The organism is Pseudoalteromonas sp. BZK2 (assembly GCF_014349195.1).
GTDB lineage: Bacteria > Pseudomonadota > Gammaproteobacteria > Enterobacterales > Alteromonadaceae > Pseudoalteromonas > Pseudoalteromonas simplex.
The window spans coordinates 12,712-37,877 of the sequence record NZ_JACSOG010000004.1 but is presented as its reverse complement, the minus strand read 5'-3'; the positions used below and the strand labels follow the sequence as shown (position 1 = coordinate 37,877).

The following is a 25,166-nucleotide window of genomic DNA, read 5'->3' as shown; positions in this document are numbered from 1 at the left end:
TTTAAAATCGTACTACAGTGTAACCTGATTAATTTTAAGGTTGCACTGTATGCTCTCACTAACACAAACAAGGTTTATTCCTAACAAAGCGAGGTGTTACATTACGGACAATAAACGCTTATTTTTACCTCTTTTATTACTAATTTCTTTAGCGGTACCTGCAAGCCGAGAATTCACCCTACAAGCGCTTAGTGATGCTTTTTTTCAAGTATCTGTATTTGTTGCAGCCACCTTATTAATCTATTACTACCTTATTGATAAACTTCCTCAGTTACAGCTGAGCTATCTACGCGCTAAATCAGGCATTCTAGAGGTGAGTTTTGCCTCAATTTTAGGTGCTTTACCTGGCTGTGGGGGTGCCATTATTGTGGTAACCCAATTTACTAAAAAGCAGGCTAGCTTTGGCTCTGTTGTTGCTGTCTTAACCGCAACCATGGGTGATGCCGCCTTTTTACTGTTAGCAACCCGTCCGCTTGATGGCTTATTAATGATGTTAATAGGTGTTGCTGTAGGCGTTATTAGTGGTCAATTAGTTAATACATTTCATAGCCCAGATAAATTTCAGCCTGATGAGGCTAGCGAATACAACGAGCAGCCACAATGCCAACCAAAAGCGTTAAAGTTTAGCCGACCAGTATGGAAATTAGCTTTAGTACCGAGCTTGATTGTTGCTTTTGTTATCGCCACCAATACCGACTTAAGTGTATTTGGCAGTGGTATTAATGAGGGCATTACTGTATTTGGCTCAATCATGGCACTATTCACCGTGGTTGTGTGGGCACTGTCTTCTAAAGGCAGCAGTTATAAGCAAGTAACCAGTGAAGAAGCACCTTGCACACCTCCTTCAAAACTCACGAAAGTGTTAATGGACACGCACTTTGTTACGGCCTGGGTTGTTGCCAGTTTTATGCTGTTTGAAATTCTCGTTAACCTAGTTGGTGTTGATTTAACAGCGTGGTTTTCTGAGTATGCTTATCTTGCACCGCTGGTGGCTGTGGCTATTGGCTTATTACCCGGCTGCGGGCCACAAATCGTCGTGATGACACTCTATATTCAAGGTATTATTCCATTTAGTGCGATGGCAGCCAATGCAATTTCAAATGACGGCGATGCCCTATTCCCAGCTATCGCATTAGCGCCAAAAGCGGCCTTAATCGCGACGGTGTATTCAACAATTCCAGCGCTGATACTCGGTTATGGGTTGTATTTTTACGGTAAATAGCAAATACAAAATTTACAATTAAAAAAACCAGCCGAGGCTGGTTTTTTAATGCTTACTGATTTAGCTCATCGCCATCATCATTTTTGCAGGGTCTTCTAAGTAAGACTTCCATAAGTTATTGAAGCGGGCAATTGTTCCGCCATCAATCACTCGGTGGTCACCAGACCAGCTTACTTGCATAATTGCTGCTGAAATCACATTACCTTGTGCATCAAAGCGAGGTAAATGCTGCAGTTTACCTAAAGCAACAATCGCTACCTCAGGTTTATTGATGATCGGGGTTGCAATTGTGCCGCCAATCGCACCGATGTTAGAAATGCTAATAGTGCCGCCTTTCAAATCATCCGGTGAAACACGACCATCACGTGCTGCTTCAGTTAAGCGGGTCACTTCGTTTGCAACATCTACAATACTCTTTGACTGGCATGATTTAATGTTTGGTACAAGTAAACCAATCTTAGAATCAACCGCCATACCGATGTTATGATCATCAAAGTAAGTTAGCTCGCTGCAATCATCATTTACTTGCGAGTTTAGTACTGGGAATTGCTTAATCGCTAACGACAGTGCTTTGATAAAGAACGGCATCATAGTGAGCTTAACACCCTGCTGCTTATACTGCTCTTTGAGCTCACTGCGCATTGCAATTAGTTTAGTGAGGTCAATTTCATCACAGAAAGTAAAGTGAGGAATTGTCGAAACTGAAGCAACCATTTGCTTAGCCATTGCCGCTTTAATGCCTTTAATAGGCTCTACGCGACTGCCACCAGAAGACACCACCGTTGATACAGGCTCTGCCGCTTTTTGCGCAGCTTGTTGTGATGCTGCTTGGCTTGGTGTTTCATTCAAGAAATCTTCGATATCTTGTTTGTAAATACGGCCATTTTTACCAGAGCCTGGTACTTGCGTTAAATCAACATCAAGTTCGCGGGCTTTACGACGAACAGCAGGTGAAGCAACCGCTTTCTTATTAAGTTGTTTGCTAGAGTTTGCCGAAGTCGCAGGCTTCTGCGAAGGTTTAGTTGCTGCATTTGTTTGTGCTTTAACTACCGCAGAACTTACATCTGGCTCTGCACTTTGGCCGGCAATGCTCATTTGGAATAATGGGCTGTGAACTGCAGCAATATCACCTTTTTGATAATAAAGCTTTTCAACTTTACCTGTGTATTTAGCCGGAATTTGCACCAATGCTTTGTCTGTCATTACATCACAAACAGCTTGGTCTTCAACGATTTCATCGCCTTCACTGACTAACCACTCAACGATTTCACACTCAACGATCCCTTCACCGATATCGGGTAATATGAAATCTTCTAAGTGCTCACCAGCCTCAGATGATGCTTCAGTTGCTGCAGGAGCTTGAACTTCTTCACTTTGTGTTGGTGCTTCGCCATCAACATCCATTGCAAATAATGGTGCATGTACTTTCGCAATATCCCCTTTTGCATAATAGAGCTTACTGATCACACCATCATGAACAGCAGGAATTTGCACAAGCGCCTTGTCGGTCATAACATCACAAATAGGCTGGTCTTCTTTTACAGAATCGCCTTCTGCAACTAACCATTCAACAATTTCACACTCTACGATGCCTTCGCCGATATCTGGCAAGATAAAATCTTTAGACATACTGACTCCTAAAACTCTACTGATTGCTTGATCGCAGCAAGCACTTTAAGTGCATCCGGTACATATTCTTTTTCAAGTGCTAATGGGTATGGCGTATCTAAACCACACACGCGAGTAATTGGCGATTCAAGGTGTAAGAAACACTCTTGTTGAATTGTTGCAACGATCTCTGCACCAAAACCATTCGTGATTGGTGCCTCGTGGCTTACCACTAAACGACCTGTTTTAGTCACTGATTTAGCAATGGTCTCAACATCCCATGGTAAAATGGTACGTAAGTCGATCACTTCACAGCTAATACCTTGCTCTGCAGCTTTTTTAGCGGCGTCTTCGATGATTTCCATCTGAGCACCCCAAGCAAGTACAGTGACATCAGTGCCTTCTTGAACGATTTCAGCTTTACCGAGCTCGATGCTGTAATCTTCTTCTGGCACTTCACCTGTTGATGCACGGTATAAACGTTTCGGCTCAAAGAAAATAACAGGGTTATCATCTTTAATTGATGCACGAAGCAAACCTTTTGCTTGGTATGGGTTACGTGGCACAACTAACTTTAAACCCGGTGTGTGAGCAAAATAAGCTTCTGGTGATTGTGAGTGATATAAACCACCTGCAATACCACCACCGTACGGTGTACGAATTGTTAGATTGCCAACATTAAATTCATTACCACTACGGTAACGGAATTTAGCTGATTCATTCACGATTTGGTCAAATGCAGGGAAAATATAATCAGCAAACTGAATTTCAGCTAATGCAGGGGCACCGAACGCCGCTAAACCATTAGCAAAACCTAAAATACCTTGCTCAGTTAACGGAGTATTGAACACACGATGCTTACCATATTTTTCTTGTAAGCCAGATGTAGCACGGAATACACCACCAAAATAACCAACATCTTCACCAAAAATACATGCATTTGGATGCTCTGCCATGGTGATATCAAGGGCAGAGTTAATTGCATGAAGCATGTTCATTTTAGCCATTACTTTAATCTCCCTGCAGTTGTTGAATAAGCATCAGGATGCTGCAAAATGTGCTCTTTTAGTTCTTCATATTGTTTTTGCAGTGATGGGATTGGCTTATCATACACATCAGAAATAAGGTCTTCTAATGCTGGTTTTGCTACTTTTTCAGCGCGTTTAAGAGCCGCTAAAATTTCTTCACGAATTGTTTCTTTGTCTTTTGCGTCTTGCGCTTCATCTAACCAACCTTGTTTTAATAACCACTTACGGAAACGCTCGATTGGACAGCCTTTATGTTTTGCTTCTTCATCTTTTGTACGATAGCCACTAGGGTCGTCACTGGTTGAGTGAGCGCCAAGACGATAGGCAATCGATTCAATTAAAACAGGTTCACCTTTAGTCGTCGCAATTTCGCGGGCTTTTTTAGTTGCTGCATAAACAGCAAGTGCATCAGCACCATCAACACGAATTGTTTTAATGCCATAGCCAACACCACGTGATGCAATACCATCACCTTTAAATTGCTCATCAGCAGGTGTAGAAATCGCATAACCATTGTTACGAGCAAAGAAAATTACCGGTGCTTCATGAACTGCGGCCATATTTAAACCAGCATGGAAATCACCTTCAGACGCAGCGCCTTCACCAAAGTAACAAATAGTGATGTTATCAATAGTGCTGTTTAACTCACCGGTTTGGGCATCAATATGACGAACTTTTTGACCATATGCATAACCTGTTGCTTGTGGAATTTGTGTACCAAGCGGTGATGAAATAGTCATGTAGTTAAGTTCGCGTGAGCCATAGTGAATTGGCATTTGGCGACCTTTACCCAAATCTTTTTCATTTGAGAACATTTGATTCATGAATTGGTCAAGGCTAAAACCACGATAACGTAAAGCTGCTTGCTCACGGTATTGGGCCATGATCATATCGTTTTGATCAAGCGCTGCAGCTGATGCTGTTACAGCCGCTTCTTCGCCTAGACATTGCATATAAAAGCTAACACGGCCTTGACGCTGTGCTGCTTGCATACGCTCATCAAGTGCTCTAATAAAACGCATTGTTTCATATAGACGGATTGCCGTTGCTTTGTCGATATCAGGTGCGGTTGCACCTTCGTAGATGTCGCCTTCCTCATTAAGAATACTTAATGTAGGGATCGTTAATGCGTGACCATCAATAAATGACAGTTCATGATTAATGTTTAGCGATACGTTATTTGGATTACTCATAACCTACCTTCTTTCGTTGTCAGAAACCTACGCTACTGCCCTTAATTATATTTTTATCAGCATGAGCTGTAAGGATAAAGTTTGCGCAATATTCAATCTAATTAAATTAAACTGCCGTCACTTTACGTTAACGTAAGTTGTTATTCAACTAATCATAGACGAATAGATGACAAATGGCTAAAAACGCATGGAAAGTTAACTATACAACAAGATAAATTCTTTATAGTCATATAGTTAACTAAATTTAGATGGGTGTTAATGCAGAGAATTTAAATAAAGTTGCTATCAACTTGCATTGGAATAACGGTAAGCAAAGCGCGCTGACCTAAGGCTACATCAGCGTTTGGGAAGATAATAGCTTCACCGTCTACTTCCGCTTCATATCTGGTCTGACCATCAGTTGCCATTAATTCGCCCTTTGCGAAACCGGTGAAATTTTCCACATCATCAGCAAATGGAAAACTAAAGTCTTCGCAAGTACGGTTTATTGTTCTATATACAGAAAACAACTCGAAATCTTCTGCATTGAATTCTTTATATTCAACGGATTTTTGACTAATTAATGCAATTAAGGTTTGTCTGGTTTTCTCAAATCGCGACATGTCGTTTTCGCCAAATGGTTTTACTTGGCCAAGTTCTACCGTAAATGAGTCAGCTCCATGTACAAACGACGAGTAGTAACTGAAGGTAGTTGCCGCTGATTTCATCATTAATACCGTGTTTACGCCACAGCTAAGTAAAAATTGCAGTTGTGATTTTTTCCACGGTTTACCATGTAAGAAAGGATAGACTGCAAACTTTTCATTTTTAGAGCCACGAATTGCTGTGTGAAGATCATAATGAAAACGCTCACTGTCCTGGTTGCCTCTAGCAAAGAAATCAGTAACCACGTCTTCAAGTAGCTTTGCACGAACTCGCTCAGGGTTTGAAGCAATGCCTTCTACAGTATGATGACCATTAAACAAACGGTTTAAGTTTTCATCTACAAAACGCTTACCGATATTAATAGATTTAGGATTACCATAAATAAACAGTACACGCTGCTGCAAGGTAAGTTGTTCTGTAACGATTGACTTGATTAATTGATCGCAGATTTCAATTGGCGCAGTTTCGTTACCATGTACCGCACTTGAAAGTACAATATCTTTGTTTGTCTGCTGCGCAGGTTGAAACTCAATGATACCCGTGTCGTGAACAGTGACATCAGTACCGTTTTCAAGGGTAAATGCACAAGGTTCGAGTGAAAATTCATTGTTACGAGTCAGGGTTAAAAAGTCGCCAGTACTTTTTAATTGTTCGAGATATGAAGGAGTTGAATAGCTCATTGTTCTATCCTAAAAATGCGTGAGAGTAGAATACAAAAACGGCTGAGAAACTCAGCCGTTTTAATAGGTAAAAGAGGAATTAGCTAATTACTGAATCAACCAGCTTTTTCGCTTCTTTTTCTAATAATGCTAAATGTTCTTCACCTTTGAATGATTCAAGGTAAATTTTATAGATGTCTTCAGTGCCAGATGGGCGTGCAGCAAACCAACCGTTTTCAGTAACAACTTTTAAACCGCCGATAGCAGCGTTATTACCAGGAGCATGGGTTAGTTTTTGCGTAATGGCATCACCCGCTAAGGTACTTGCAGTTACATCATCCGCTGATAACGCTTTTAAACGTGATTTTTGTTCTGCATTAGCTGGCGCATCAATACGTTTATAAATAGGCGCACCGAACTCTTGCTCAAGTTCTTTATAAAGCTGTGATGGTGTTTTACCTGTTACAGCTAAAATCTCTGCAGCAAGTAGACCTAAGATGAAACCATCTTTATCAGTGTTCCAAACTGTACCATCAAAGCGTAAGAATGACGCCCCTGCACTTTCTTCACCACCAAAAGCAAGGGTACCTTTGCTTAAGCCTTCAACAAACCATTTAAAGCCTACCGGTACTTCTTTTACTTCGCGGTTATTACGTGCAACCACTTTATCAATCATGCCGCTCGATACCAGCGTTTTACCAATTGCGACCTCTTTTGACCATTCGCGGTTATTTAATAAGTAGTCAATCGCAACTGCTAAAAAGTGATTTGGATTCATTAAGCCGTCAGGCGTAACAATACCATGGCGGTCATAATCAGGGTCGTTACCTATACCGATATCATAGTCATCTTTCAATGCAATAAGGTTTGTCATTGCATAAGGAGATGAACAATCCATACGGATTTTGCCGTCTTTATCTAAAGGCATGAACGAAAATGTTGGGTCAACAGATTCATTTACGACCGTTAAGTCTAAATTATATTTTTCTGCAATGACTGGCCAAAAGTTGATACCAGAGCCACCAAGTGGATCCACACCAATTTTGATTTTCGCATCGCTAATTGCTTTTAGATTAACGATATTAACTAAGTCATCAACATAAGGGGTAATTAAGTCTTGGTACTTAATAAAACCAGAACGTGATGCTTTAGCATATGGAAATAACTCTACTTCAACTAAGTCTTCTAAAAGTAATTGATTTGCTCTGTCTTCAATCCACTTAGTAACATCAGTATCTGCTGGGCCACCATTTGGCGGGTTATATTTAAAACCACCATCTTCTGGCGGGTTATGTGAAGGTGTTACCACAATACCATCAGCAAGTTCATTTGGATTTTCTTTGTTATGGCAAACAACAGCATGACTGATTACCGGCGTTGGCGTGTAATCGTCATTTTCTTGTGCAATGACTTGCACTTCGTTTGCAACAAGTACTTCAATAGCAGAGTTAAAAGCCGCTTCACTCAATGCATGTGTATCTTTACCTAAGAAAAGTGGGCCAAAAATATTGTTTTCTTTACGGTAATCACAAATTGCTTGAGTGATCGCTAAAATATGCGATTCATTAAATTTTACATCGAACGAACAACCACGATGGCCAGATGTACCAAAAGCAACACAATGCTCTGGGTTTTGTTCTAGGTCTGGTTCATTTAAGTAATAAGCCGAGATCAGTTTTGGTACATTCACTAAGCTTGATTGCGGTGCAGGTTTACCTGCATCTGGATGAATCGCCATATTATTTCCTTATGGATTATAAGTAATCACGAATTTTTTCTGCTTCATCTGCGCTGTAACCTAAGCACAGTGCTACTTCGTGAAGCATCATTTTTTTTCTGGTTGTATTTGAATTTGTCATCACCCAATACTCAGTATCAGTGATATTTTTTGGATTCATGCTGCTACCGCTTTCCAGAAGTGCTTCTTTGCTTGTGGCAAAATAAACTCGATCACGGCCTTTAATTTCAAGCACGTTAGCAAAATCTTTTTTATGCGTTCTATATAAAGCAGCAAGTATAAATAAGAATCGACCAACAACACCTTTTTGCATTGCCAGCTCTTCTTTGTTTAATACATTAAACACATTACCTTTCACTTGTGTCGATGCTGTGACAGTTTCTGCAGCCTCTTCAACATTTTCGTTGCTTGGTTCAGGGCTTGATTCTTGTTCTGCTTGTTCTTGTACTTCAACAACTGGGGTTTCTTGTTCAGTTTTAGTAGTTGTTTCAACTGGGGCATTGGTGCCATCAGAGAGGTTTAATAAACGACGCAAAATGGTTGATGCACTTTCACCAATACTTTGCGTGTTGCTTGCAATGTATTGATATAACTCGTCGTCTATGTCGATTTTTTTCATGTTATTCCTGTCTTTACGGGTCACATTTTAAAAGTTCTCAATGATTATACCTAAGCTCGCAGCAATTCTCTATGTTTTGCATTTTGTAATTTCACTAGGCAAAATACTGCCATTAAAAATAGGAGTTGAAAATGCTATTAAACTACCAACAAATGGGTCAAGGTTCAGACGTTGTATTGATCCACGGTTTGTTTGGCTCACTTGAAAACCTCAATGTAATCGCAAAAGCATTAGCTGAAAATTATCGTGTAACGAATATCGATTTACGTAACCACGGTAAATCATTCCATAGCGATACCATGAATTATCATGCTATGGCTAAAGATGTCAGTGAGTTACTTGAACATCTAACTATTAGTAAAGCGCACATCATAGGTCATTCAATGGGTGGCAAAGTGGCCATGCAAATAGCACTTAATCACCCTTCACTTATCGATAAGCTTGTTGTGTTAGATATTTCTCCTGTTGCTAATAACCCTCGCCACAGTGCCATTTTTGCAGGCCTAAACGAAGTTGCACAGTCTAATATCACAGATAGAAAAGCGGCTGATGAAATACTTGCCAAGCACATTGAGGAAATGGGCGTACGTCAATTTTTATTAAAAAGCTTTGCTAAAAATAATGAAGGTCACTATCAATGGCGCTTTAATTTAGCTGTTTTATACCAGCAATATGAAAATATTTTAGCGCAAGTTAGTGAAAATGATTCTTGTTTATGTGATACTTTGTTCATTAAAGGTAATGATTCTGACTACATTTTAGCAGAGCACCGCCCTGCTATTATGGCGTTGTTCCCTAATGCAAAAGCAAAAATTATTCATGGTGCTGGTCACTGGCTACATGCCCAAAAACCACTTGCTGTTAATAAAGCAATCAGCGATTTTTTAGCTCATTAATAGAGCTGATTAAATTCGCTGTTTTTGATCGTGCGCACTAAATTATTACAAATTTGTGTGATATAGTACGCGCCGTTTAATTTAAAGGTTTATACGTTGATGGTCAGTCAGTTAATTAACGAATTTGATTCCTTAGGGTTGTATTTTGGCTTAGCCGGTATTTTCTTTTTTATTGGAATGGCAATTCAAGACGTCCTTAAAAAAGGTGATGTACCACGATTTGGCCGATACATCGTTTGGTTAGTGCTATTTTTAGGCTGTTCTGGGTTTATAGCGAAAGGACTTATTCAAGTCTTCTGGCAAGGCGCAGGTGTGGGCTAGACATGGCAAAGTCAGAAACAGATAGAACAACACCCGATTTATTTGAATACGAAAAGCGTCCAGGTAGGCCGAAAACAAATCCCCTACCTCGCGATATGCAATTAAAAGTAAATAAACGTAATCAAATAAAACGAGATAAAGCACGTGGTTTAAAGCGTGTAGAATTTAAGGTTTCATCACAGTTATATCAAGCATTAAGCGATATGGCAGATGCGCAGAATATTAGCCGTAGCGCGTTGATTGAAACAATTTTACAAGAAAGATTGGCTATTGATAGATAGAAGGTTTTAAATCCATGTCAAGCGTAGGTATTTTTTTCGGAAGTGACACAGGCAATACTGAACACGTAGCTAAAATGATTCAAAAAGAATTAGGTAAAAAGCTTGTTGCTGTTCACGACATTGCAAAAAGTTCTAAAGAAGAGATTGCTGAATTCGATTTATTGTTATTCGGTATTCCAACTTGGTACTACGGTGAAGCTCAATGTGACTGGGATGATTTTTTCCCTGAATTAGAAGAAGTTGACTTCGAAGGTAAACTTGTTGCTATTTTCGGCTGCGGTGACCAAGAAGACTATGCAGAGTACTTCTTAGATGCAATGGGCATGATCAACGATATCGTTACTGAGCGTGGCGCAATCGTAGTGGGCCATTGGTCAACTGAAGGCTACGACTTTGAAGCTTCAAAAGCACTCGTAGATGACAGCAACTTTGTTGGCCTTGGTATTGATGAAGACCGTCAACCAGAGCTTACTGAAAAGCGTGTTAAAGACTGGTGTGCTCAGGTTTATGATGAAATGTGTTTAGCGGAACTTGCTGATTAATAACAAGTACTACTCGCATTTACTAGCTGATGTAAAGATGCACAACCAGTTCATTTTTGTTTGAAAAATCGGCAAATAGACGAATTGTTCTTTGCACTTAGTAACTAGGCACGTTATTCTAATAGTTGCTAATGTGTCGTGTGCATCTTGATGATGCCTAGTATAACTAAATAAAATTGAGACAGATTGAATGACTGATCACAACTTGGAATTAAAAAAAGCAGGGTTAAAAGTAACCTTGCCACGTATTAAAATTTTAGAGATTCTACAATCTCCAGACAACCAACACATCAGCGCTGAAGATGTCTATAAAATTCTTTTAGACAAAGGCGAAGAGATTGGTCTTGCAACTGTCTACCGTGTTCTTAACCAATTTGATGATGCAGGTATTGTATCTCGCCACCACTTCGAAGGCGGCAAGTCAGTATTTGAATTATCAGGTAGCACTCACCATGACCACTTAGTGTGCCTAAAATGTGGTAAGGTAGTTGAGTTTGAAGACGACACTATTGAACGTCGTCAAGAAGAAATCGCAACAGAGAATGGTATTAAACTGACGAACCACTCTCTTTACCTATATGGTGAATGTGAAGACACTGCTGCGTGTAAAGAATACGCTGAATCAAATAGCTAATTAGCTATTTGATTCAGATATAAAAAAACCTGCTTAAAGCAGGTTTTTTTATATCTATTTGAAATCGATTAGATGATTTCTAATAGCTCAACGTCAAAGATTAACGTTGAGAAAGGAGCGATTGCTGCACCAGCACCGCGCTCACCGTAAGCAAGTTCGTGTGGTACGTATAAACGCCACTTAGAACCAGTACCCATCATTTGCACTGCTTCAGTCCAACCTTTGATTACACCGCCAACTGGGAATTCAGCTGGTTGACCACGCTCGTATGAGCTGTCAAATACTGTACCGTTGATTAGTGTACCGTGGTAGTGTGCACGGATTGTTGAATCTGCAGTTGGTTTTTCACCGTCGCCTGCAGTAAGTACTTCGTATTGAAGACCTGATTCAGTTACTGTTACTTCAGGACGTTTTGCATTTTCTTCTAAGAATGCAATACCTTCAGCTGCAAGAACTTTAGCTTCTTCTTCACGACGAGCTTGGATCTCAGCGTTGATTTTCTCAAAAGCTGCTTGAATTTCTGGGATTTCAACTTGGAAATCATTACCAGTGTATGCGTCTTTCATACCTTCAAATACAGAATTTAAGTTTAAACCTTCGAATGGATTCGCTTTTAATTGCTCACCCATTTGTAAACCAATACCGTAACTTGCTTTTTCAGCGTCTGTTGTAAAATTATCTGACATGTTTTAATTCACGTTTATTTAGTTAAAAGACGTGCTCATACTAACATAAAAAAACAACGAATATCGCCTAGTTTTACTGCGTTTGCTCAGTGTTTGCACTAATTCGCTGCTTTATTTTATCAATTACAAATGTCGCAACAGGTAATGTAGCGATCATCGAACCAATAAAAAAGCCGCTCATTAAACCATCTTTGCCTAACATAATTAAAGGCACAGCAATAAGACCCACAGTAGAAATCACACATGCTGCAATAACAGGCCAATGCTTGTCGTATTTGCCAATAAGGTGCCCTACTAACACATTAAACCCAATACCATAAGCGATTGAAGATATTAGCCCGTAATCAGGCTGCGCATCATGGGCCATAGCTACAAGTACATTGATCCCGCTGTGATAAAAATAAGAAAAGATACACCAAAACAGAACATGTTTAACAATGCGCATTAGTGTAGAAGAAGACTCGCTTGCTGACATTACTTATCTCCAGATAGCAAAAAACCGCCCTAAAGGCGGTTTTTCTAAATAATGGTGGAGAGATAGGGATTTGAACCCTAGAGGGGCTACAAACCCCTGCCGGTTTTCAAGACCGGTGCATTCGACCACTCTGCCATCTCTCCGTACGGCGCGCATAATAGTGTTTACTGCGTTCGTTGTAAAGCCTTAAATGTAAAAAACTTTAAAAAAGTAATTTTAATAGTACTGCTTCGGACGCTTTGCGATTAAAGAGCAAACTAAACAAACAATTAAACTAACAATTGCAAAACCTGAGCCCTGCACTATTACGTCAATTTTATTGAGGTTATAACTCGGTACAATAACTAATGCGAAGGCGGGTAAGCAGGTGATCGTTAAAACGTAGCAACAAATTTTAAAAGCGCGGCCGAAATCGAAACGTTTAGTGCTTTGCATCCACCATGTCAATAGAAGTAATACCACTACAGCAGACAAGCCAAGGTAATGAGGTTGTTTTGTAGACATGGCAACAAAAAATGTGACAACAGCGCCAACTAAGCCCCAAATTGACCAAGCGAACCAATTTTCTTTTTCACGTAAAAATAAGTTTCCCATTGTTCTCGTCTTCTTTATCGTTATTTTTTTAAGACTTTCCATACGTTAACAAAAAATAACCGATTAAAAAACACACTGAAGAAGAATTATTTCGTTTTTTGCATCCGTGCGCTTCTTACAGCTAAGCTAAATCTAAAAAAACTAACATAAGTAAGCTTAATAGTGTCTGACTGCTTAACTGCAAAAAAGTTCCTACTATTTATAAATTCTCAAAAAACGTCTCTGGCTTGTGTCTGATAGGTTTTTTAATGTCTATTTCTGGCGTACCTAAATAGAGGTAACCAACAATCTCATCTTGTTCTTTACAACCGAGTGCCGCTTTAACAGCTGGGCTCTGTGCAAAATAACCTGTGCGCCAAATACCCCCTAAACCTTGGGCGAATGCCGCTTGTTGCATTGCAAGTACAGCGCAGCCTGCACTTTGTACTTGTTCAATACGTGGCACTTTTGGGTTTTCAGTTATATCTGCAATGGCAATGATCATCATCGGAGATCGCAGCGGTAGTTCTTTAGCGCGCTCAATGGTTCTATCATCTTGGTTTTCAGCAACAGCGGCCTGATGATAGATATCGCCTAATTTATTACGTGCATCGCCTTCAACGACAATAAATCGCCAAGGAGCAATACAGCCATGATCAGGCACTTTAATGGCCGCTCGCTTAATAATTTCAAGTTGTTCTGCAGTAGGTCCAGGTGCGATAAGGCGAGGATCTGATTGTCGAGTTTGTAATAGCGTTAAAGCGTCCATGAATATTCCGTAAATGCTTAAGTACGACGCCCCTTAATAATCGGGGCAGAAAACCCAAGCTTATCATTTATCTTTATGAGCAAGAAAGCTATTCGATACTTTTAGTTAACCAATAATCTAAACTAACGTAACGACCACCCCCTGTAAAAAATAAACTCAATAACATAACAAAATAGATGGCAGAAAACTCAATACCATTATTTAAGATCACAGGTTTCCCTTTCGCATAAAGGTACTCTGTATAACCATGCGTTTCTAGCAACTCACGCATTTTGGTTAATCTTTCGCTGGCTTCATCAGAATTAACTAGGCTAGCTTCACTACCAGGTATTGCAAGCCAATTGAGTACTCTCGCTGGGCTGGTGCTGGCATCGGTAGGTGTTACAGCAAACCAGCCATTACTGGCATGTACTGTTGTCGCTGCAACCAGCATGGTGATCATCAAAGGAATTGCGGTTAAACGAGTTAATAAACCCAATAATATAAAGATCCCCCCTAAAAACTCAGTCCATGCAGCTAAAAAGGCCAATACAGAGGGCATGGGTAGGCCTAAACCCCAGTCACTATTTCCAAACCATGCAACAATATCTTCAGATGCTAAAAAGTATTGATAAAAATGAGTAACATCACTGCTTAAAGCAAGCTTATTAAAGCCTGCAATGATCATCACTGGGGCTAAAATCAAGCGAATTAATAGACTCGGTAGTCCATCTAAAAACTGCAGTTTCTTCAAGGTGTGTTGGTAAAGGGGTATTAAGTGTGTGTTCAACATAGCGGTCTCGTGACTAAATAGATTAATCACATAGACCGCACGTTTTCTAGTTTACTTTCAATTAAATTTTACGAGCGACTTGTAACGCTTCAAAAATTGCACGTTTAGCATCGATAGCGGCAGCTAGTTTTGCGCCACCAATAACGTGTACTTTCGCGTTTTCGGTTTGATTGTCGAACGTTTCAGTATTTGATACCTGACCAATACAAGCAATCACGGTATCAACATCGAGGATTTGCTCTTCACCTTTTACCGTTATCTTCAAACCTTGCTTATCAAAGCTTAGATACTGACACTCAGCGATTTGTTTAACACCGTGCTGTTTGGCAACTTGTCGGTGGATCCAACCCGTTGTTTTACCAAGTTCACTACCAAAACGCCCTGCACTTCGCTTAAGCATATAAATTTGGCGATTGTCTTTTTCAGGCTTAGCTTCGCATTCAATACCCCATTGAGTTTTGAATTGCTCAATTGTTTGGCCTTTGTGTTCACTTAAAAAGGCAACCATATCAAAACCGATACCACCGGCACCTAGAATCGCAATTTTCTCACCGAGTTCTACTTCACCACGAATTACTTCATCATAAGCGAATACACGTTTGCCATCACCGCATTCTATTTTGGCTTCGCGCGGACGTACGCCTGTTGCAAAAACCACATCATCGTATTGATTGAGCATATTGTCAGTAAATTCAGTACCGAGCTGTAAATCGACATTTAAACGCTTTAATTCATTAGTAAAGTAGTTAAGGGTATGGTTAAAGTCTTCTTTACCCGGCACTTGCATGGCTAAATTAAATTGGCCACCCATTTGTTCTTTACGTTCAATTAAAGTCACTTTGTGACCTTTCGCTGCTAAGTAACAACTTGCAGCAAGGCCAGCAGGGCCAGCACCCACAACCAGAACTAATCGAGAAGATGGAGCTTTTTCAAGGCTGTAATCTAACTCAAAAGCCGCTTGTGGGTTAACCAAACAGGTGGCACGTTTATTTTTAAACACATGGTCTAAGCAACCCTGATTACAACCAATACAAATATTGATTTGTTCAGACTTATTATTAACGTATTTATTGAAAAACTCTGGATCTGCTAATAAAGGGCGGGCCATCGAAATTAAATCAGACTCGCCTGCTTCTAAAATTCCATTGGCAATTTCCGGCGTGTTAATACGGTTAACCGCGATAACTGGCACTGATACTGTATCTTTTAAGCGTTTTGATGCTTCTTTAAATGCACCTGCTGGGACCATACTGGCAATCGTTGGTACACGAGCCTCGTGCCAACCAATACCGGTGTTAAAGATATCAACGCCAGCTTGTTCAAGTGCCAGGGCTTGTTGCTTTACTTCATCAGGCGTTGATCCATTAGGAATTAAATCCATTACAGACAAACGAAATACAATAATGAACTTTTGACTGACTTTAGCGCGAACAGCTTTAACAATATCAACAGCCAAGCGCATGCGGTTTTCTAAACTACCGCCATAGTTGTCTGTTCTTTTATTGGTGTGGTTAGCCATGAATTCATTAATCAAATAACCTTCAGAACCCATGATTTCAACACCGTCATAACCTGCTTTTTCAGCCATTTTTGCTGAGTTAGCAAAGTCTTTGATGGTTTTTTTAATCGACCCTAACGACATTTCTTTAGGTTTATATGGATTAATAGGTGCCTGAATTGAGCTTGGTGCTTGATTGAATGGATGATACGCATAGCGACCTGCATGCAATAATTGTAAGCAAATTTTTCCGCCATGTTGATGCACCGCATCAGTATATGCTTTGTGTTTGATCACATCATAAAATGAATTAAATGTTGATGCGAACGGAGATAGCTTGCCACGAATATTTGGGCTGTAGCCACCTGTAATGATTAAACCCGTGCCGCCTTTGGCACGTGCCTCGTAGAATGCACGTAAGCGTTTGCGGTTATGCCAGCCTTCTTCTAAGCCAGTATGCATTGATCCCATAACCAAACGATTACGAAGTTCGGTATGCGGTAATTGTAATTTTTGTTCTAACATTGTGTGCCCCGTTAACTGGTCGAACCTCTATTTGAAATAGATTCTGCGGCAATAACTTAGAATAATCAACTTTTCACTGGTAATTAATCTGTCGCAAATTGTCGTTTTAAACACTCTGTTACTATTTAACAGTTAATTTTAAAGTTATTCTAAGCTAAGATGAGTTCACTACTAAGCTGTACTGAATTAAGGATTTATTTTGCTAGCAAAGATATTTAAAGGCATTTGGACCGGGATTAATTTTTCCCGCCGTTTGGTCCTAAACATATTATTTCTATTACTAGTAATACTCTTCTTTGTTGCTATCACTGGCGAAGAAGATCAAGTAAAAGTAGCAGACGGAACCGTGCTACGCCTAAACTTAAATGGCCCTATTGTTGAAGAAAAAACCTATGTTGATCCTGTAGAAGCAGCCATCAACGATGCAACTATGGGTAAAGAAGCACCATCAGAAATTCTTCTTGATGACGTCATTGAAGTGATCAACGAAGCAACTAAAGATGATCGCATCACTGTTATGCTTCTTGACCTACAAAAAATGCCAAGTGCACACATCAATAAGCTAAAACAAATAACGAAAGCAATTGATGCCTTTAAAGAGGCAGGCAAGCAAGTTATTGCAACAGGCTACTACTATACACAAGCACAATATTATATTGCTGCCCATGCTAATGAAGTGTCTATGCACCCATATGGTGGTGTGAGCATTGAAGGCTACGGTATGTTCCCACTGTACTTCAAAGACGCGCTTGAAAAGTTAAAAGTGACTCAACATATTTTCCGTGTGGGTACTTATAAATCAGCGGTTGAGCCATTTATTCGTAATGACATGTCAGATGCGGCGAAAGAAGCGAATAGTGTTTGGTTAACTGCACTTTGGAACGAATACAAAACTGACGTTGCAGCAAGCCGTCCATTCGATGAAAGTAATTTCGATGAAGATATGGATGTTTATCTTGCAAAAATGCAAGCCGTTGACGGTAACTCGGGTCAGTACGCGCTAAATAATCAGTGGGTTGATTCTTTAAAAACCTCACAACAAATTCGCCAACAACTTATTGAGTTAGTCGGTGCAGAAGAAACAGGTAAAACCTTTAAGCAAGTAAGCTTCCGTGAGTATTTATCGCTGGTAAAACCGCCTGTTGAGTTCGATAACCCAATTACTGAAAAAGTAGCTGTCGTTGTAGCTAAAGGCACCATTGTCGATGGCGAGCGTAAAGCGGGCGAAATTGGTGGTGACTCTACTGCAGCCCTACTTCGTAAAGCGCGTCTTGATGACAAAGTGAAAGCCGTTGTACTACGCATCGATTCAGGTGGCGGTAGTATGTTTGCTTCTGAAGTTATCCGCGCTGAAGTATTAGCACTTAAGGCAGCGGGTAAACCGGTTATCGCTTCAATGAGCTCAGTGGCAGCATCAGGTGGTTACTGGATTGCATCTGCAGCCAATGAAATTTGGGCAGCCCCTAGCACAATTACAGGTTCAATTGGTGTATTCGGTACTTTCATGACGTTTGAGAATACCATGGCTGAATTAGGTATTTACTCAGATGGTGTTGCAACAACTGATCTTGCTGGCTTCTCTATTGCACGCCCACTTGACGAGAAAATGTCAGACATCATTCAAATGAGCGTTGAAAATGCATATAAACGCTTTTTAAATGTAGTGGCTGAAGCACGTAACATGACGCCTGAGCAAGTTGATAAAATTGCCCAAGGCCGTGTATGGATTGCAACTCAAGCAAAAGAACTAGGTTTAGTTGATAAGCTTGGCGATAAGCAAGATGCAATTAAGGCGGCAGCTGAGCTTGCTAAGCTTAATCATTATGATGTTAAGACCATCAAACAGTCATTAACACCACAAGAGCAAATGCTGCAAGATATCTTTGGCACCGCGGCTGTTAAGAGCTTCTTTGCTAAGTCTGATTCATCACAATCAGTACTCGCAACACAAGCTAACTTACAAAGCCTTATTAATCAGTTAAGTAGTGAGATCGATAATCTAAAAGATTACAACGATCCACAAGGCGTTTACGCTCGTTGTTTAGTGTGTAATGTAATTCAATAAGTTACTTAGCTAAGCGATTTTAGGTATACTAAGCCCAGTTATTTAACTGGGCTTTTTTTATGAAACGTAAACGTATATATATCGCCTATACGGGTGGTACTATCGGTATGAAAAAATCGAGCCGTGGCTATGTTCCGGCAGAAGGTTTTTTAACCGAAACAGTGGTCAATAATGCAGAGTTTAATCGTGATGAAATGCCTTTGTTTGATATTCACGAATATTGCCCGCTCATTGATTCTTCAGATATGTCCCCTGCCCACTGGCAATTAATTGCTGACGATATTAAGAGTAAATACCAAGACTATGATGGCTTTGTGGTTTTGCATGGTACCGATACTATGGCCTACACAGCTTCTGCTTTGTCTTTCATGTTCGAAAACCTGACAAAACCTGTGATTGTGACAGGCTCACAAATTCCATTGTCGCAACTTCGTTCTGATGGCCAAGTAAACTTACTTAATGCCATGTACTTAGCCGCAAATTACCCAATTGCCGAAGTAAGTCTGTTTTTTAATAACCAGTTATTCCGTGGTAACCGTGCAACAAAAGCCCATGCTGATGGCTTTGATGCCTTTGCATCACCGAACCTTGAACCATTAGCACTATCAGGAATTAATATTCAACTGATCAAAGGGCAACTTAGCCCTTATGTTGATAACGAACTACAGGTGTCAAATATCACGCCACAGCCAATTGGTGTGCTTTATCTCTATCCTGGGATCAGCCCAAAAGTGGTTAAAAGTTTAGTTAATGACGACATAAAAGCACTTGTGTTATTAAGTTTTGGCGTGGGTAATGCCCCACAAGATCCGGCGTTCTTAGACATTCTTAATGATGCAAGCAAACGCGGTATGGTGATTATAAATCTAACGCAGTGCTTAAAAGGCCAAGTTAATATGGGCGGTTATGCAACCGGTAATGCCTTATTAAATTGTGGTGTGATCAGTGGCTACGATATGACATTAGAAGCCTGTTTGACCAAGTTACACTACTTATTTAGTCAAAAGCTGGAAGTAGAAACAATTCGTCACTTGATGCAAGACAACCTGCGCGGTGAGCTAAGTCGTTAATGCAGCAAATACAAAAAAGGCACCAATTGGTGCCTTTTTTATGCTTTTTGATAATTAACGAACTTTTTCGTCAATCTCAACTAAATCTGTTAAATGGCAAATCTCACCACTGTGAGTTTTAATACCATGCTCACCGAAGTAGTCACGTTGTGCTTGAACAAGGTGACCATTACTTGGTGTTGTTAACGTCGCAATGTAAGTTTGCGTTGCTGTTAACACTGGGAATGCAAGACCAGATGAAACTGCTGCACCCGTTACCTTACGTAATGCTGCTGATTCACGCTGCATAGAATCAATAAATTCTACACCTTCAGCGACATTGTCTAAGTAATCAGCACGGATGATACAGCCAGCGCGCCACGTTTGTAGCGTTTTAGAAAGATCAACTTTCCACTGATGCGCACGAGACGCACCTTTGATAAGTGCTAAACCTTGACGATAAGCAAGTAAACTTGCCAATGTGAATGCATCTTTTAGCTCTGCTAAGTCTAAATCAACGGTATCAGTTGCTTTAGCAGCGTAAGTCATTTCTTTAGCAGCATGCGTATCACACGTATTTGTTAAGTGACGAGCTTGAACAGCCGCAACGAGTGATGGCACAGCAATACCAAGCTCTAGGGCATTTTGTGCAGTCCATAAACCCGTGCCTTTCGCGCCAACTTTATTGTCGATTAAATCAACGAGTGGCTCGCCTTCTGTCGTTTCAAGGCTCAAGATATGGCTTGAAATTGACAGTAAGTAGCTATTTAAAGTGCCTTCGGACCATTCATTGAAAATGTCAGCCACTTCTTTTGGTGAACGATTAGTACCTAAACGTAATAATTGATACATTTCTGCAATTAATTGCATTAGCGCATATTCAATACCGTTATGCACCATTTTCACAAAGTGACCACTTGCAGATTGGCCTACACGTGCAAAACACGACTCACCTTTGTAGCTTGCCGCTACTTTTTCAAACCACGGCTCAACACGCTCCCAGCCGCCTTCTGAACCACTTGCCATCATTGCAGGGCCGTGACGTGCGCCTTCTGCACCGCCAGAAATACCCATAGTGGCAAATTCAAATTTGTTTTGATATTTAAGTTTACGGCTAATGCCGTCTTTGTAGTTACTGTTGCCGCAATCTACGATAATGTCATCACAGTCAACACCTGCTTCTGCAAGCTCTGTACATACTTTATCAACCAATTCACCAGCAGGAACTAAAAGAAGAATCGAACGAGGCGGCTCTAAGCGTCTAACCATATCATTTAAATCAGACACAATATGTAAACGGTCTGCCAAACCTAATGCTTTCGCACAGCTTAGTAACTCGGCACCCGCATCTGGGTTTTTATCGTAAGCTACTAATGTCAGCCCTTTTTCAATCAGGTTGAGGGCAAGATTTTTACCCATAACGCCTAACCCTACTAATGCAACTTGCATTTAGTGTCCTCCTCGGTAACAACTATTGGTTAGTTAATCAAAATAATTACGCGCGCATTATACCCAAGCAGCCCAAAAATGCGAGCTTGACAGCCAACTTGAGATAAATCATCGAAATCATGAAGCGACGTTGGCCCCCAGTATATCAAAATAACCAAGGCATCGGACCAGATTTTTATAATACCCTTTAAAAAGGTATGTGTATTGACGCTACCTGACACCGGTGTCATAATAACGTCATTCACCCTTTGTATACTCTATAATTAATACAAAGAGCCAGATTCTCATAAGTAAAAACAATCATTTTTTACTTATGAGTTCTACATTGTGCTTATGTATAAGCCTATATTAAAGGTTTATAGCACGACATTTTAATAGATAACCATCAATTCGCTTAATATATTTGAGCGCACAGGAGAATTTGATGCTAAGACGCACAAAAATTGTTGCGACCCTTGGACCGGCAACCGATCGCGATAACAACCTAGAAAAAATTATTCGTGCAGGTGCAAATGTGGTTCGTTTGAACTTCTCACATGGCGTAGCACAAGATCATAAAGACCGCGCTGAAGCGGTACGCAGCATTGCTAAGCGTTTAGGCAAACACGTTGCTATCCTTGCAGACTTACAAGGTCCTAAAATTCGTGTATCAACCTTCAAAGACGGTAAAGTAAACCTAGAAGTTGGCGCAAAATTTACCCTTGATGCGAAAATGGAAAAAGGCCAAGGCGACGTTAATGCAGTAGGTATCGACTATAAAGAGCTACCTAACGACGTTAAAACAGGCGACTTACTGTTATTAAACGACGGTTTAATCCAATTGACAGTAGATAGCGTTGACGGTGACCTAGTGCACACAACTGTTACTGTTGGTGGCGTACTTTCAAATAACAAAGGTATCAACCGTTTAGGCGGTGGTTTAACAGCCCCTGCTTTCACTGATAAAGATAAAGAAGATTTAATCACTGCCACTGAGATTGGTGTTGATTATATTGCTGTTTCGTTCCCACGCAGTGGTGATGACATGCGTTATGTTCGCTCTTTAGCAGAAGCTGCTGGCTCAAACGCACAACTATTAGCAAAAATCGAACGTGCAGAAGCCGTTGAAACTGTTGAAGCAATTGATGATATCGTACTTGCGTCTGACGCAGTGATGGTTGCGCGTGGTGACTTAGGTGTTGAAATTGGTGATGCAGCGCTTGTTGGTAAACAAAAGCTTATCATTAGCCGTGCTCGTTCACTTAACCGTACAGTTGTGACTGCAACACAAATGATGGAATCTATGATCGATAACCCAATGCCAACACGTGCAGAAGTTATGGACGTAGCAAACGCCGTATTAGATGGTACTGATGCAGTTATGTTATCTGCTGAGACAGCTGCTGGTGACTACCCTGAAGAAACCGTAGCGACTATGGCTCGCGTTTGTTTAGGTGCTGAATCACAAAAAGAAACGCACGTTTCTAAGCACCGTTTAGACAGCCGTTTTTCATCAAATGCTGAATCAATTGCATTATCTGCGATGTATGCAGCTAACCACTTAGATTCTGTTAAAGCTATTGTGACTCTGACTGAATCAGGAAGTACAGCTAAATTGATGTCGCGCATCAGCTCTGGTTTACCAATTTATTCATTATCACGTCATCCAAGTACGCTGGGCCAAACAGCACTTTACCGTGGTGTTTATCCTGTATTTTTCGATTCAACGAAGTGTGAAGACGAAAGCATGGTACGTGATGCATTAAACACTCTTGTTGAGCAAGGCTCACTAGTTGCAGGTGATACTGTGATTTTAACTCATGGTGATGCAATGGAAACGATTGGTGCAACAAACACGATGAAGATTGTAACTGTTTAAGCTGTTACAAATTTTCAATAAAAAAGGCGCAATTTATTGCGCCTTTTTTGTTTTAACTTGTTTAGCTTAGAACAACTATTAGCTCGCCAGAGCTGCTTTCACTTTATCGCGATAGCTTCGGCTTACTTTTAGTTCTTGGCCGTTATCTAGCACTAAAAGATACTCACCACTTACTTGAGTTACAAGTTTGCTAATTTGCTTAGTATTCACAATGGCACTGCGATGAACTCGCACAAATAGTTGTGGATCAAGCTCTTGTTCAAGCTCTTTCATTGTTTTACGAAGGATATGTGTTTGCCCATCTTGGCAATGAAGGCACATATAATCACCAGCCGCATCAACCCATTGAATTGTAATAACAGGCACACGAACAATTTCGCCCTGCTCTTTTACAGCTAATGATTCTGGATAACGACGGTCAGCAAGGCTATCGCCCGTTGCTAACTTCTTTAAAATTTCTTCGCAATTATTGCCTGTAATACCTGCAACAAAGCTCGCTAGTTTTTTCTTATGGGCGTTATCTTGTTGCGTTTTTAAATAGGTATGCACTTTTTCTACCGCCTGTTTTAGTCTGTTGTCATCGACTGGTTTAAGAATATAATCCAACGCATGAATCTCGAATGCTTTAACTGCAAACTGGTCAAAAGCCGTTACAAACACAATAGCGGGTAATGGATTAACGCTCTCGCTAAGTGCTCTTGCAACTTCAAAACCGTTCATATTTGGCATTTGAATATCTAAGAAAACCAATTGAATATTGCCCGATAAGCATTCATCAATTGCTTCTTGACCATTGCTACATAAACGAATGACTTCTAAATCGTCAAATTCAGAAAGTCGAACAGCTAAGCCCTTTCTTGCTAGCGGTTCATCGTCAACGATCAAAGTTCTAATTTTGCTCATTTCTTAACAGCCTTTTCAAACGGAACGCGCAGATTAACTTTTAATCCACTTGGCGTATTGTCAGAGAGAACAAACGAGTAGTTGTTCTCATAAAGTGTTTTTAAGCGGTCCTGTGTATTAGCTATGCCAACGCCTTGAGAATTAACCAGTTGGCCATTTTTAAGCTCAGTGCCAGGACCATTATCGCCTACTTCCAATAATAGTTCATTTGCAAAAACTTGTGCTTTAATATCAATCACACCACCTTCATTTAATTGCGCTATCGCATACTTTATCGAGTTTTCGATAATAGGTTGGAGGATCAAGCTTGGTACCAAGGCTTCTTTTGCCTGCTCGCTTACGTCTACATTGACTTGTAAACGTTCATCAAAGCGTACTTTTTCAATTTCTAAGTACAGCATGAGGGCATGAATTTCTTGCTCTAACGGCACCTTTTTTATTGGGTCGGTATTGAGTGTGTATCGTAAGAAGTCACTCAATTTTGACACCATTAAATTTGCATCTTTGTTCTCTTTTACCAAAATTAAGGTTGAGATTGCATTTAGGGTATTAAATAAAAAGTGCGGATTAAGTTGATAGCGCAGCATTTTCAGCTGAGCTTCGTGCGCCATAGTGGTTGCTTTTAGAGCCTTTTGACGCTCACTTTGCAATAGCTGGTAATACTTAATACCAAAATACAAACCACTCCAACAAAGAATGATATAAACCGAATCTAAACCTTGTTGAAAGTAATAAAACCATTCATTTGGACGGTAACCGTGACGGTAGATTTCCCATAAATTGAATTTTTGTACAACGGCCCATAATGTGCCAGTTACATAGGAAGCACCAAAAACGACAAGCATTAATACCCAAGGTGAGGCATTCCACACTTTACGATACATATAACGTAAAGGTACTGTCATTAAACAGCCTGCATAAGCGTTTAATACAATAACAAATACGTAAATATCACGCATTTCAAAGACTTTTGAGCCGATATAATTAACTAACGCATACCCTATCCAGCCTGCAATTTGCAAAACCCAGAAAAAGCGTTGTCGATTATCAACTAATGATTGCCAATTCAAAATATCAGATTACCTTTCATAATTATTTTTATTATACCGATAGTCACGAGAACAAAGCACTGCCGCCTATCTTAATTTTTTATAGCCT

24 protein-coding genes and 1 tRNA gene are annotated in these 25,166 nt (G+C 40.2%); 9 read left to right on the top strand and 16 right to left on the bottom strand.

The features are described 5' to 3' along the window. Window positions 1-49: 49 nt before the first annotated feature. Window positions 50-1,222, top strand: a complete 1,173-nt coding sequence (locus tag BIZ38_RS03535) for a putative manganese transporter (RefSeq protein WP_187489568.1) — start codon at window positions 50-52, stop codon at window positions 1,220-1,222. Window positions 1,223-1,282: 60 nt separating this feature from the next. On the opposite strand, the gene BIZ38_RS03530 is transcribed toward BIZ38_RS03535, so the two are convergent. The 6 genes from BIZ38_RS03530 to seqA all read right to left on the bottom strand — a co-directional run bounded on the left by BIZ38_RS03530 (window position 1,283) and on the right by seqA (window position 8,712). Further along, the gene (locus BIZ38_RS03530; RefSeq protein WP_187489567.1) at window positions 1,283-2,851 is read right to left on the bottom strand and encodes a dihydrolipoyllysine-residue acetyltransferase; all 1,569 of its coding nucleotides are present in this window, start codon (window positions 2,849-2,851) and stop codon (window positions 1,283-1,285) included. An 8-nt stretch (window positions 2,852-2,859) separates the two neighbouring features. After that, on the bottom strand, window positions 2,860-3,837 hold the full coding sequence (locus tag BIZ38_RS03525) for an alpha-ketoacid dehydrogenase subunit beta (RefSeq protein WP_054553922.1): 978 nt from the start codon (window positions 3,835-3,837) through the stop codon (window positions 2,860-2,862). Beyond that, window positions 3,837-5,051: a thiamine pyrophosphate-dependent dehydrogenase E1 component subunit alpha gene (locus BIZ38_RS03520; RefSeq protein WP_187489566.1), complete on the bottom strand. Its 1,215-nt coding sequence runs from the start codon at window positions 5,049-5,051 to the stop codon at window positions 3,837-3,839. Before BIZ38_RS03520 ends, BIZ38_RS03525 begins: the two co-directional genes overlap by 1 nt. Before the next feature lie 269 nt (window positions 5,052-5,320). Then, on the bottom strand, window positions 5,321-6,376 hold the full coding sequence (gene astE, locus BIZ38_RS03515; protein WP_187489565.1) for a succinylglutamate desuccinylase: 1,056 nt from the start codon (window positions 6,374-6,376) through the stop codon (window positions 5,321-5,323). 79 nt (window positions 6,377-6,455) lie between these two features. Next, window positions 6,456-8,093, bottom strand: coding sequence for a phosphoglucomutase (alpha-D-glucose-1,6-bisphosphate-dependent) (gene pgm, locus BIZ38_RS03510; RefSeq protein ID WP_054553925.1), 1,638 nt, complete (start codon window positions 8,091-8,093; stop codon window positions 6,456-6,458). A 16-nt stretch (window positions 8,094-8,109) separates the two neighbouring features. Next, window positions 8,110-8,712, bottom strand: a complete 603-nt coding sequence (seqA, locus tag BIZ38_RS03505) for a replication initiation negative regulator SeqA (protein WP_054553926.1) — start codon at window positions 8,710-8,712, stop codon at window positions 8,110-8,112. A gap of 131 nt (window positions 8,713-8,843) precedes the next feature. Between seqA and BIZ38_RS03500 the strand changes: the two genes are divergently transcribed. The 5 genes from BIZ38_RS03500 (at window position 8,844) to fur (ending at window position 11,386) form a co-directional block, all read left to right on the top strand. Continuing rightward, window positions 8,844-9,608: an alpha/beta fold hydrolase gene (locus BIZ38_RS03500; protein ID WP_138601094.1), complete on the top strand. Its 765-nt coding sequence runs from the start codon at window positions 8,844-8,846 to the stop codon at window positions 9,606-9,608. A gap of 99 nt (window positions 9,609-9,707) precedes the next feature. Next, on the top strand, window positions 9,708-9,929 hold the full coding sequence (locus BIZ38_RS03495; RefSeq protein WP_187489564.1) for a DUF2788 domain-containing protein: 222 nt from the start codon (window positions 9,708-9,710) through the stop codon (window positions 9,927-9,929). 2 nt (window positions 9,930-9,931) lie between these two features. After that, window positions 9,932-10,210, top strand: a complete 279-nt coding sequence (gene ybfE, locus BIZ38_RS03490) for a LexA regulated protein (protein WP_004586673.1) — start codon at window positions 9,932-9,934, stop codon at window positions 10,208-10,210. 14 nt (window positions 10,211-10,224) lie between these two features. Continuing rightward, on the top strand, window positions 10,225-10,752 hold the full coding sequence (gene fldA / locus BIZ38_RS03485) for a flavodoxin FldA (protein ID WP_054553928.1): 528 nt from the start codon (window positions 10,225-10,227) through the stop codon (window positions 10,750-10,752). A gap of 190 nt (window positions 10,753-10,942) precedes the next feature. After that, complete coding sequence (fur, locus tag BIZ38_RS03480; protein ID WP_054561419.1) at window positions 10,943-11,386, top strand: ferric iron uptake transcriptional regulator; 444 nt, start codon at window positions 10,943-10,945, stop codon at window positions 11,384-11,386. Between the two features lie 68 nt (window positions 11,387-11,454). Here the strand turns inward: fur and BIZ38_RS03475 are convergent, their stop codons facing one another. The 7 genes from BIZ38_RS03475 to BIZ38_RS03445 all read right to left on the bottom strand — a co-directional run bounded on the left by BIZ38_RS03475 (window position 11,455) and on the right by BIZ38_RS03445 (window position 16,684). After that, window positions 11,455-12,072: an FKBP-type peptidyl-prolyl cis-trans isomerase gene (locus BIZ38_RS03475; RefSeq protein WP_054561418.1), complete on the bottom strand. Its 618-nt coding sequence runs from the start codon at window positions 12,070-12,072 to the stop codon at window positions 11,455-11,457. 73 nt (window positions 12,073-12,145) lie between these two features. Continuing rightward, window positions 12,146-12,547: a hypothetical protein gene (locus tag BIZ38_RS03470; protein WP_187489563.1), complete on the bottom strand. Its 402-nt coding sequence runs from the start codon at window positions 12,545-12,547 to the stop codon at window positions 12,146-12,148. A gap of 52 nt (window positions 12,548-12,599) precedes the next feature. Then, a tRNA-Ser gene (locus BIZ38_RS03465) sits at window positions 12,600-12,690 on the bottom strand. A 73-nt stretch (window positions 12,691-12,763) separates the two neighbouring features. Then, window positions 12,764-13,141, bottom strand: coding sequence for a hypothetical protein (locus BIZ38_RS03460; RefSeq protein ID WP_054553932.1), 378 nt, complete (start codon window positions 13,139-13,141; stop codon window positions 12,764-12,766). A gap of 199 nt (window positions 13,142-13,340) precedes the next feature. After that, window positions 13,341-13,889: an NAD(P)H nitroreductase gene (locus tag BIZ38_RS03455; RefSeq protein WP_187489562.1), complete on the bottom strand. Its 549-nt coding sequence runs from the start codon at window positions 13,887-13,889 to the stop codon at window positions 13,341-13,343. 88 nt (window positions 13,890-13,977) lie between these two features. Beyond that, a complete protein-coding gene (locus tag BIZ38_RS03450; RefSeq protein WP_187489561.1) occupies window positions 13,978-14,661 on the bottom strand; it encodes a DoxX family protein in 684 nt (227 codons plus the stop codon). Between the two features lie 61 nt (window positions 14,662-14,722). Then, entirely contained in the window at window positions 14,723-16,684 is a 1,962-nt protein-coding gene (locus BIZ38_RS03445; protein WP_187489560.1) for an FAD-dependent oxidoreductase, read from the bottom strand. Between the two features lie 199 nt (window positions 16,685-16,883). On the opposite strand from BIZ38_RS03445, the gene sppA reads away from it, so the two are divergent. Further along, on the top strand, window positions 16,884-18,749 hold the full coding sequence (gene sppA / locus BIZ38_RS03440) for a signal peptide peptidase SppA (RefSeq protein ID WP_187489559.1): 1,866 nt from the start codon (window positions 16,884-16,886) through the stop codon (window positions 18,747-18,749). Window positions 18,750-18,808: 59 nt separating this feature from the next. Continuing rightward, window positions 18,809-19,819, top strand: a complete 1,011-nt coding sequence (gene ansA, locus BIZ38_RS03435) for an asparaginase (RefSeq protein WP_138616814.1) — start codon at window positions 18,809-18,811, stop codon at window positions 19,817-19,819. A 54-nt stretch (window positions 19,820-19,873) separates the two neighbouring features. On the opposite strand, the gene gndA is transcribed toward ansA, so the two are convergent. Next, window positions 19,874-21,247, bottom strand: coding sequence for an NADP-dependent phosphogluconate dehydrogenase (gene gndA, locus BIZ38_RS03430; protein WP_055022232.1), 1,374 nt, complete (start codon window positions 21,245-21,247; stop codon window positions 19,874-19,876). Window positions 21,248-21,671: 424 nt separating this feature from the next. Here gndA and pyk point away from each other — a divergent pair, with 424 nt between their 5' ends. After that, window positions 21,672-23,105, top strand: a complete 1,434-nt coding sequence (gene pyk, locus BIZ38_RS03425; RefSeq protein WP_138601084.1) for a pyruvate kinase — start codon at window positions 21,672-21,674, stop codon at window positions 23,103-23,105. 78 nt (window positions 23,106-23,183) lie between these two features. On the opposite strand, the gene BIZ38_RS03420 is transcribed toward pyk, so the two are convergent. After that, window positions 23,184-24,008 (bottom strand): LytR/AlgR family response regulator transcription factor, encoded by an 825-nt coding sequence (locus BIZ38_RS03420; protein WP_054554883.1) that lies wholly within the window; start codon window positions 24,006-24,008, stop codon window positions 23,184-23,186. Beyond that, the gene (locus BIZ38_RS03415) at window positions 24,005-25,078 is read right to left on the bottom strand and encodes a sensor histidine kinase (RefSeq protein WP_054554884.1); all 1,074 of its coding nucleotides are present in this window, start codon (window positions 25,076-25,078) and stop codon (window positions 24,005-24,007) included. The genes BIZ38_RS03420 and BIZ38_RS03415 overlap by 4 nt, the downstream gene beginning before the upstream one ends. Between the last annotated feature and the right edge of the window lie 88 nt (window positions 25,079-25,166).

What these genes read in the sequence shown, in the direction of transcription:
- BIZ38_RS03535 (WP_187489568.1), top strand. Translation starts at nt 50, where the DNA reads ATGCTCTCACTAACACAAACAAGGTTTATTCCTAACAAAGCGAGGTGT.
- BIZ38_RS03530 (WP_187489567.1), bottom strand. Translation starts at nt 2,851, where the DNA reads ATGTCTAAAGATTTTATCTTGCCAGATATCGGCGAAGGCATCGTAGAG.
- BIZ38_RS03525 (WP_054553922.1), bottom strand. Translation starts at nt 3,837, where the DNA reads ATGGCTAAAATGAACATGCTTCATGCAATTAACTCTGCCCTTGATATC.
- BIZ38_RS03520 (WP_187489566.1), bottom strand. Translation starts at nt 5,051, where the DNA reads ATGAGTAATCCAAATAACGTATCGCTAAACATTAATCATGAACTGTCA.
- astE (WP_187489565.1), bottom strand. Translation starts at nt 6,376, where the DNA reads ATGAGCTATTCAACTCCTTCATATCTCGAACAATTAAAAAGTACTGGC.
- pgm (WP_054553925.1), bottom strand. Translation starts at nt 8,093, where the DNA reads ATGGCGATTCATCCAGATGCAGGTAAACCTGCACCGCAATCAAGCTTA.
- seqA (WP_054553926.1), bottom strand. Translation starts at nt 8,712, where the DNA reads ATGAAAAAAATCGACATAGACGACGAGTTATATCAATACATTGCAAGC.
- BIZ38_RS03500 (WP_138601094.1), top strand. Translation starts at nt 8,844, where the DNA reads ATGCTATTAAACTACCAACAAATGGGTCAAGGTTCAGACGTTGTATTG.
- BIZ38_RS03495 (WP_187489564.1), top strand. Translation starts at nt 9,708, where the DNA reads ATGGTCAGTCAGTTAATTAACGAATTTGATTCCTTAGGGTTGTATTTT.
- ybfE (WP_004586673.1), top strand. Translation starts at nt 9,932, where the DNA reads ATGGCAAAGTCAGAAACAGATAGAACAACACCCGATTTATTTGAATAC.
- fldA (WP_054553928.1), top strand. Translation starts at nt 10,225, where the DNA reads ATGTCAAGCGTAGGTATTTTTTTCGGAAGTGACACAGGCAATACTGAA.
- fur (WP_054561419.1), top strand. Translation starts at nt 10,943, where the DNA reads ATGACTGATCACAACTTGGAATTAAAAAAAGCAGGGTTAAAAGTAACC.
- BIZ38_RS03475 (WP_054561418.1), bottom strand. Translation starts at nt 12,072, where the DNA reads ATGTCAGATAATTTTACAACAGACGCTGAAAAAGCAAGTTACGGTATT.
- BIZ38_RS03470 (WP_187489563.1), bottom strand. Translation starts at nt 12,547, where the DNA reads ATGTCAGCAAGCGAGTCTTCTTCTACACTAATGCGCATTGTTAAACAT.
- BIZ38_RS03460 (WP_054553932.1), bottom strand. Translation starts at nt 13,141, where the DNA reads ATGGGAAACTTATTTTTACGTGAAAAAGAAAATTGGTTCGCTTGGTCA.
- BIZ38_RS03455 (WP_187489562.1), bottom strand. Translation starts at nt 13,889, where the DNA reads ATGGACGCTTTAACGCTATTACAAACTCGACAATCAGATCCTCGCCTT.
- BIZ38_RS03450 (WP_187489561.1), bottom strand. Translation starts at nt 14,661, where the DNA reads ATGTTGAACACACACTTAATACCCCTTTACCAACACACCTTGAAGAAA.
- BIZ38_RS03445 (WP_187489560.1), bottom strand. Translation starts at nt 16,684, where the DNA reads ATGTTAGAACAAAAATTACAATTACCGCATACCGAACTTCGTAATCGT.
- ansA (WP_138616814.1), top strand. Translation starts at nt 18,809, where the DNA reads ATGAAACGTAAACGTATATATATCGCCTATACGGGTGGTACTATCGGT.
- gndA (WP_055022232.1), bottom strand. Translation starts at nt 21,247, where the DNA reads ATGCAAGTTGCATTAGTAGGGTTAGGCGTTATGGGTAAAAATCTTGCC.
- pyk (WP_138601084.1), top strand. Translation starts at nt 21,672, where the DNA reads ATGCTAAGACGCACAAAAATTGTTGCGACCCTTGGACCGGCAACCGAT.
- BIZ38_RS03420 (WP_054554883.1), bottom strand. Translation starts at nt 24,008, where the DNA reads ATGAGCAAAATTAGAACTTTGATCGTTGACGATGAACCGCTAGCAAGA.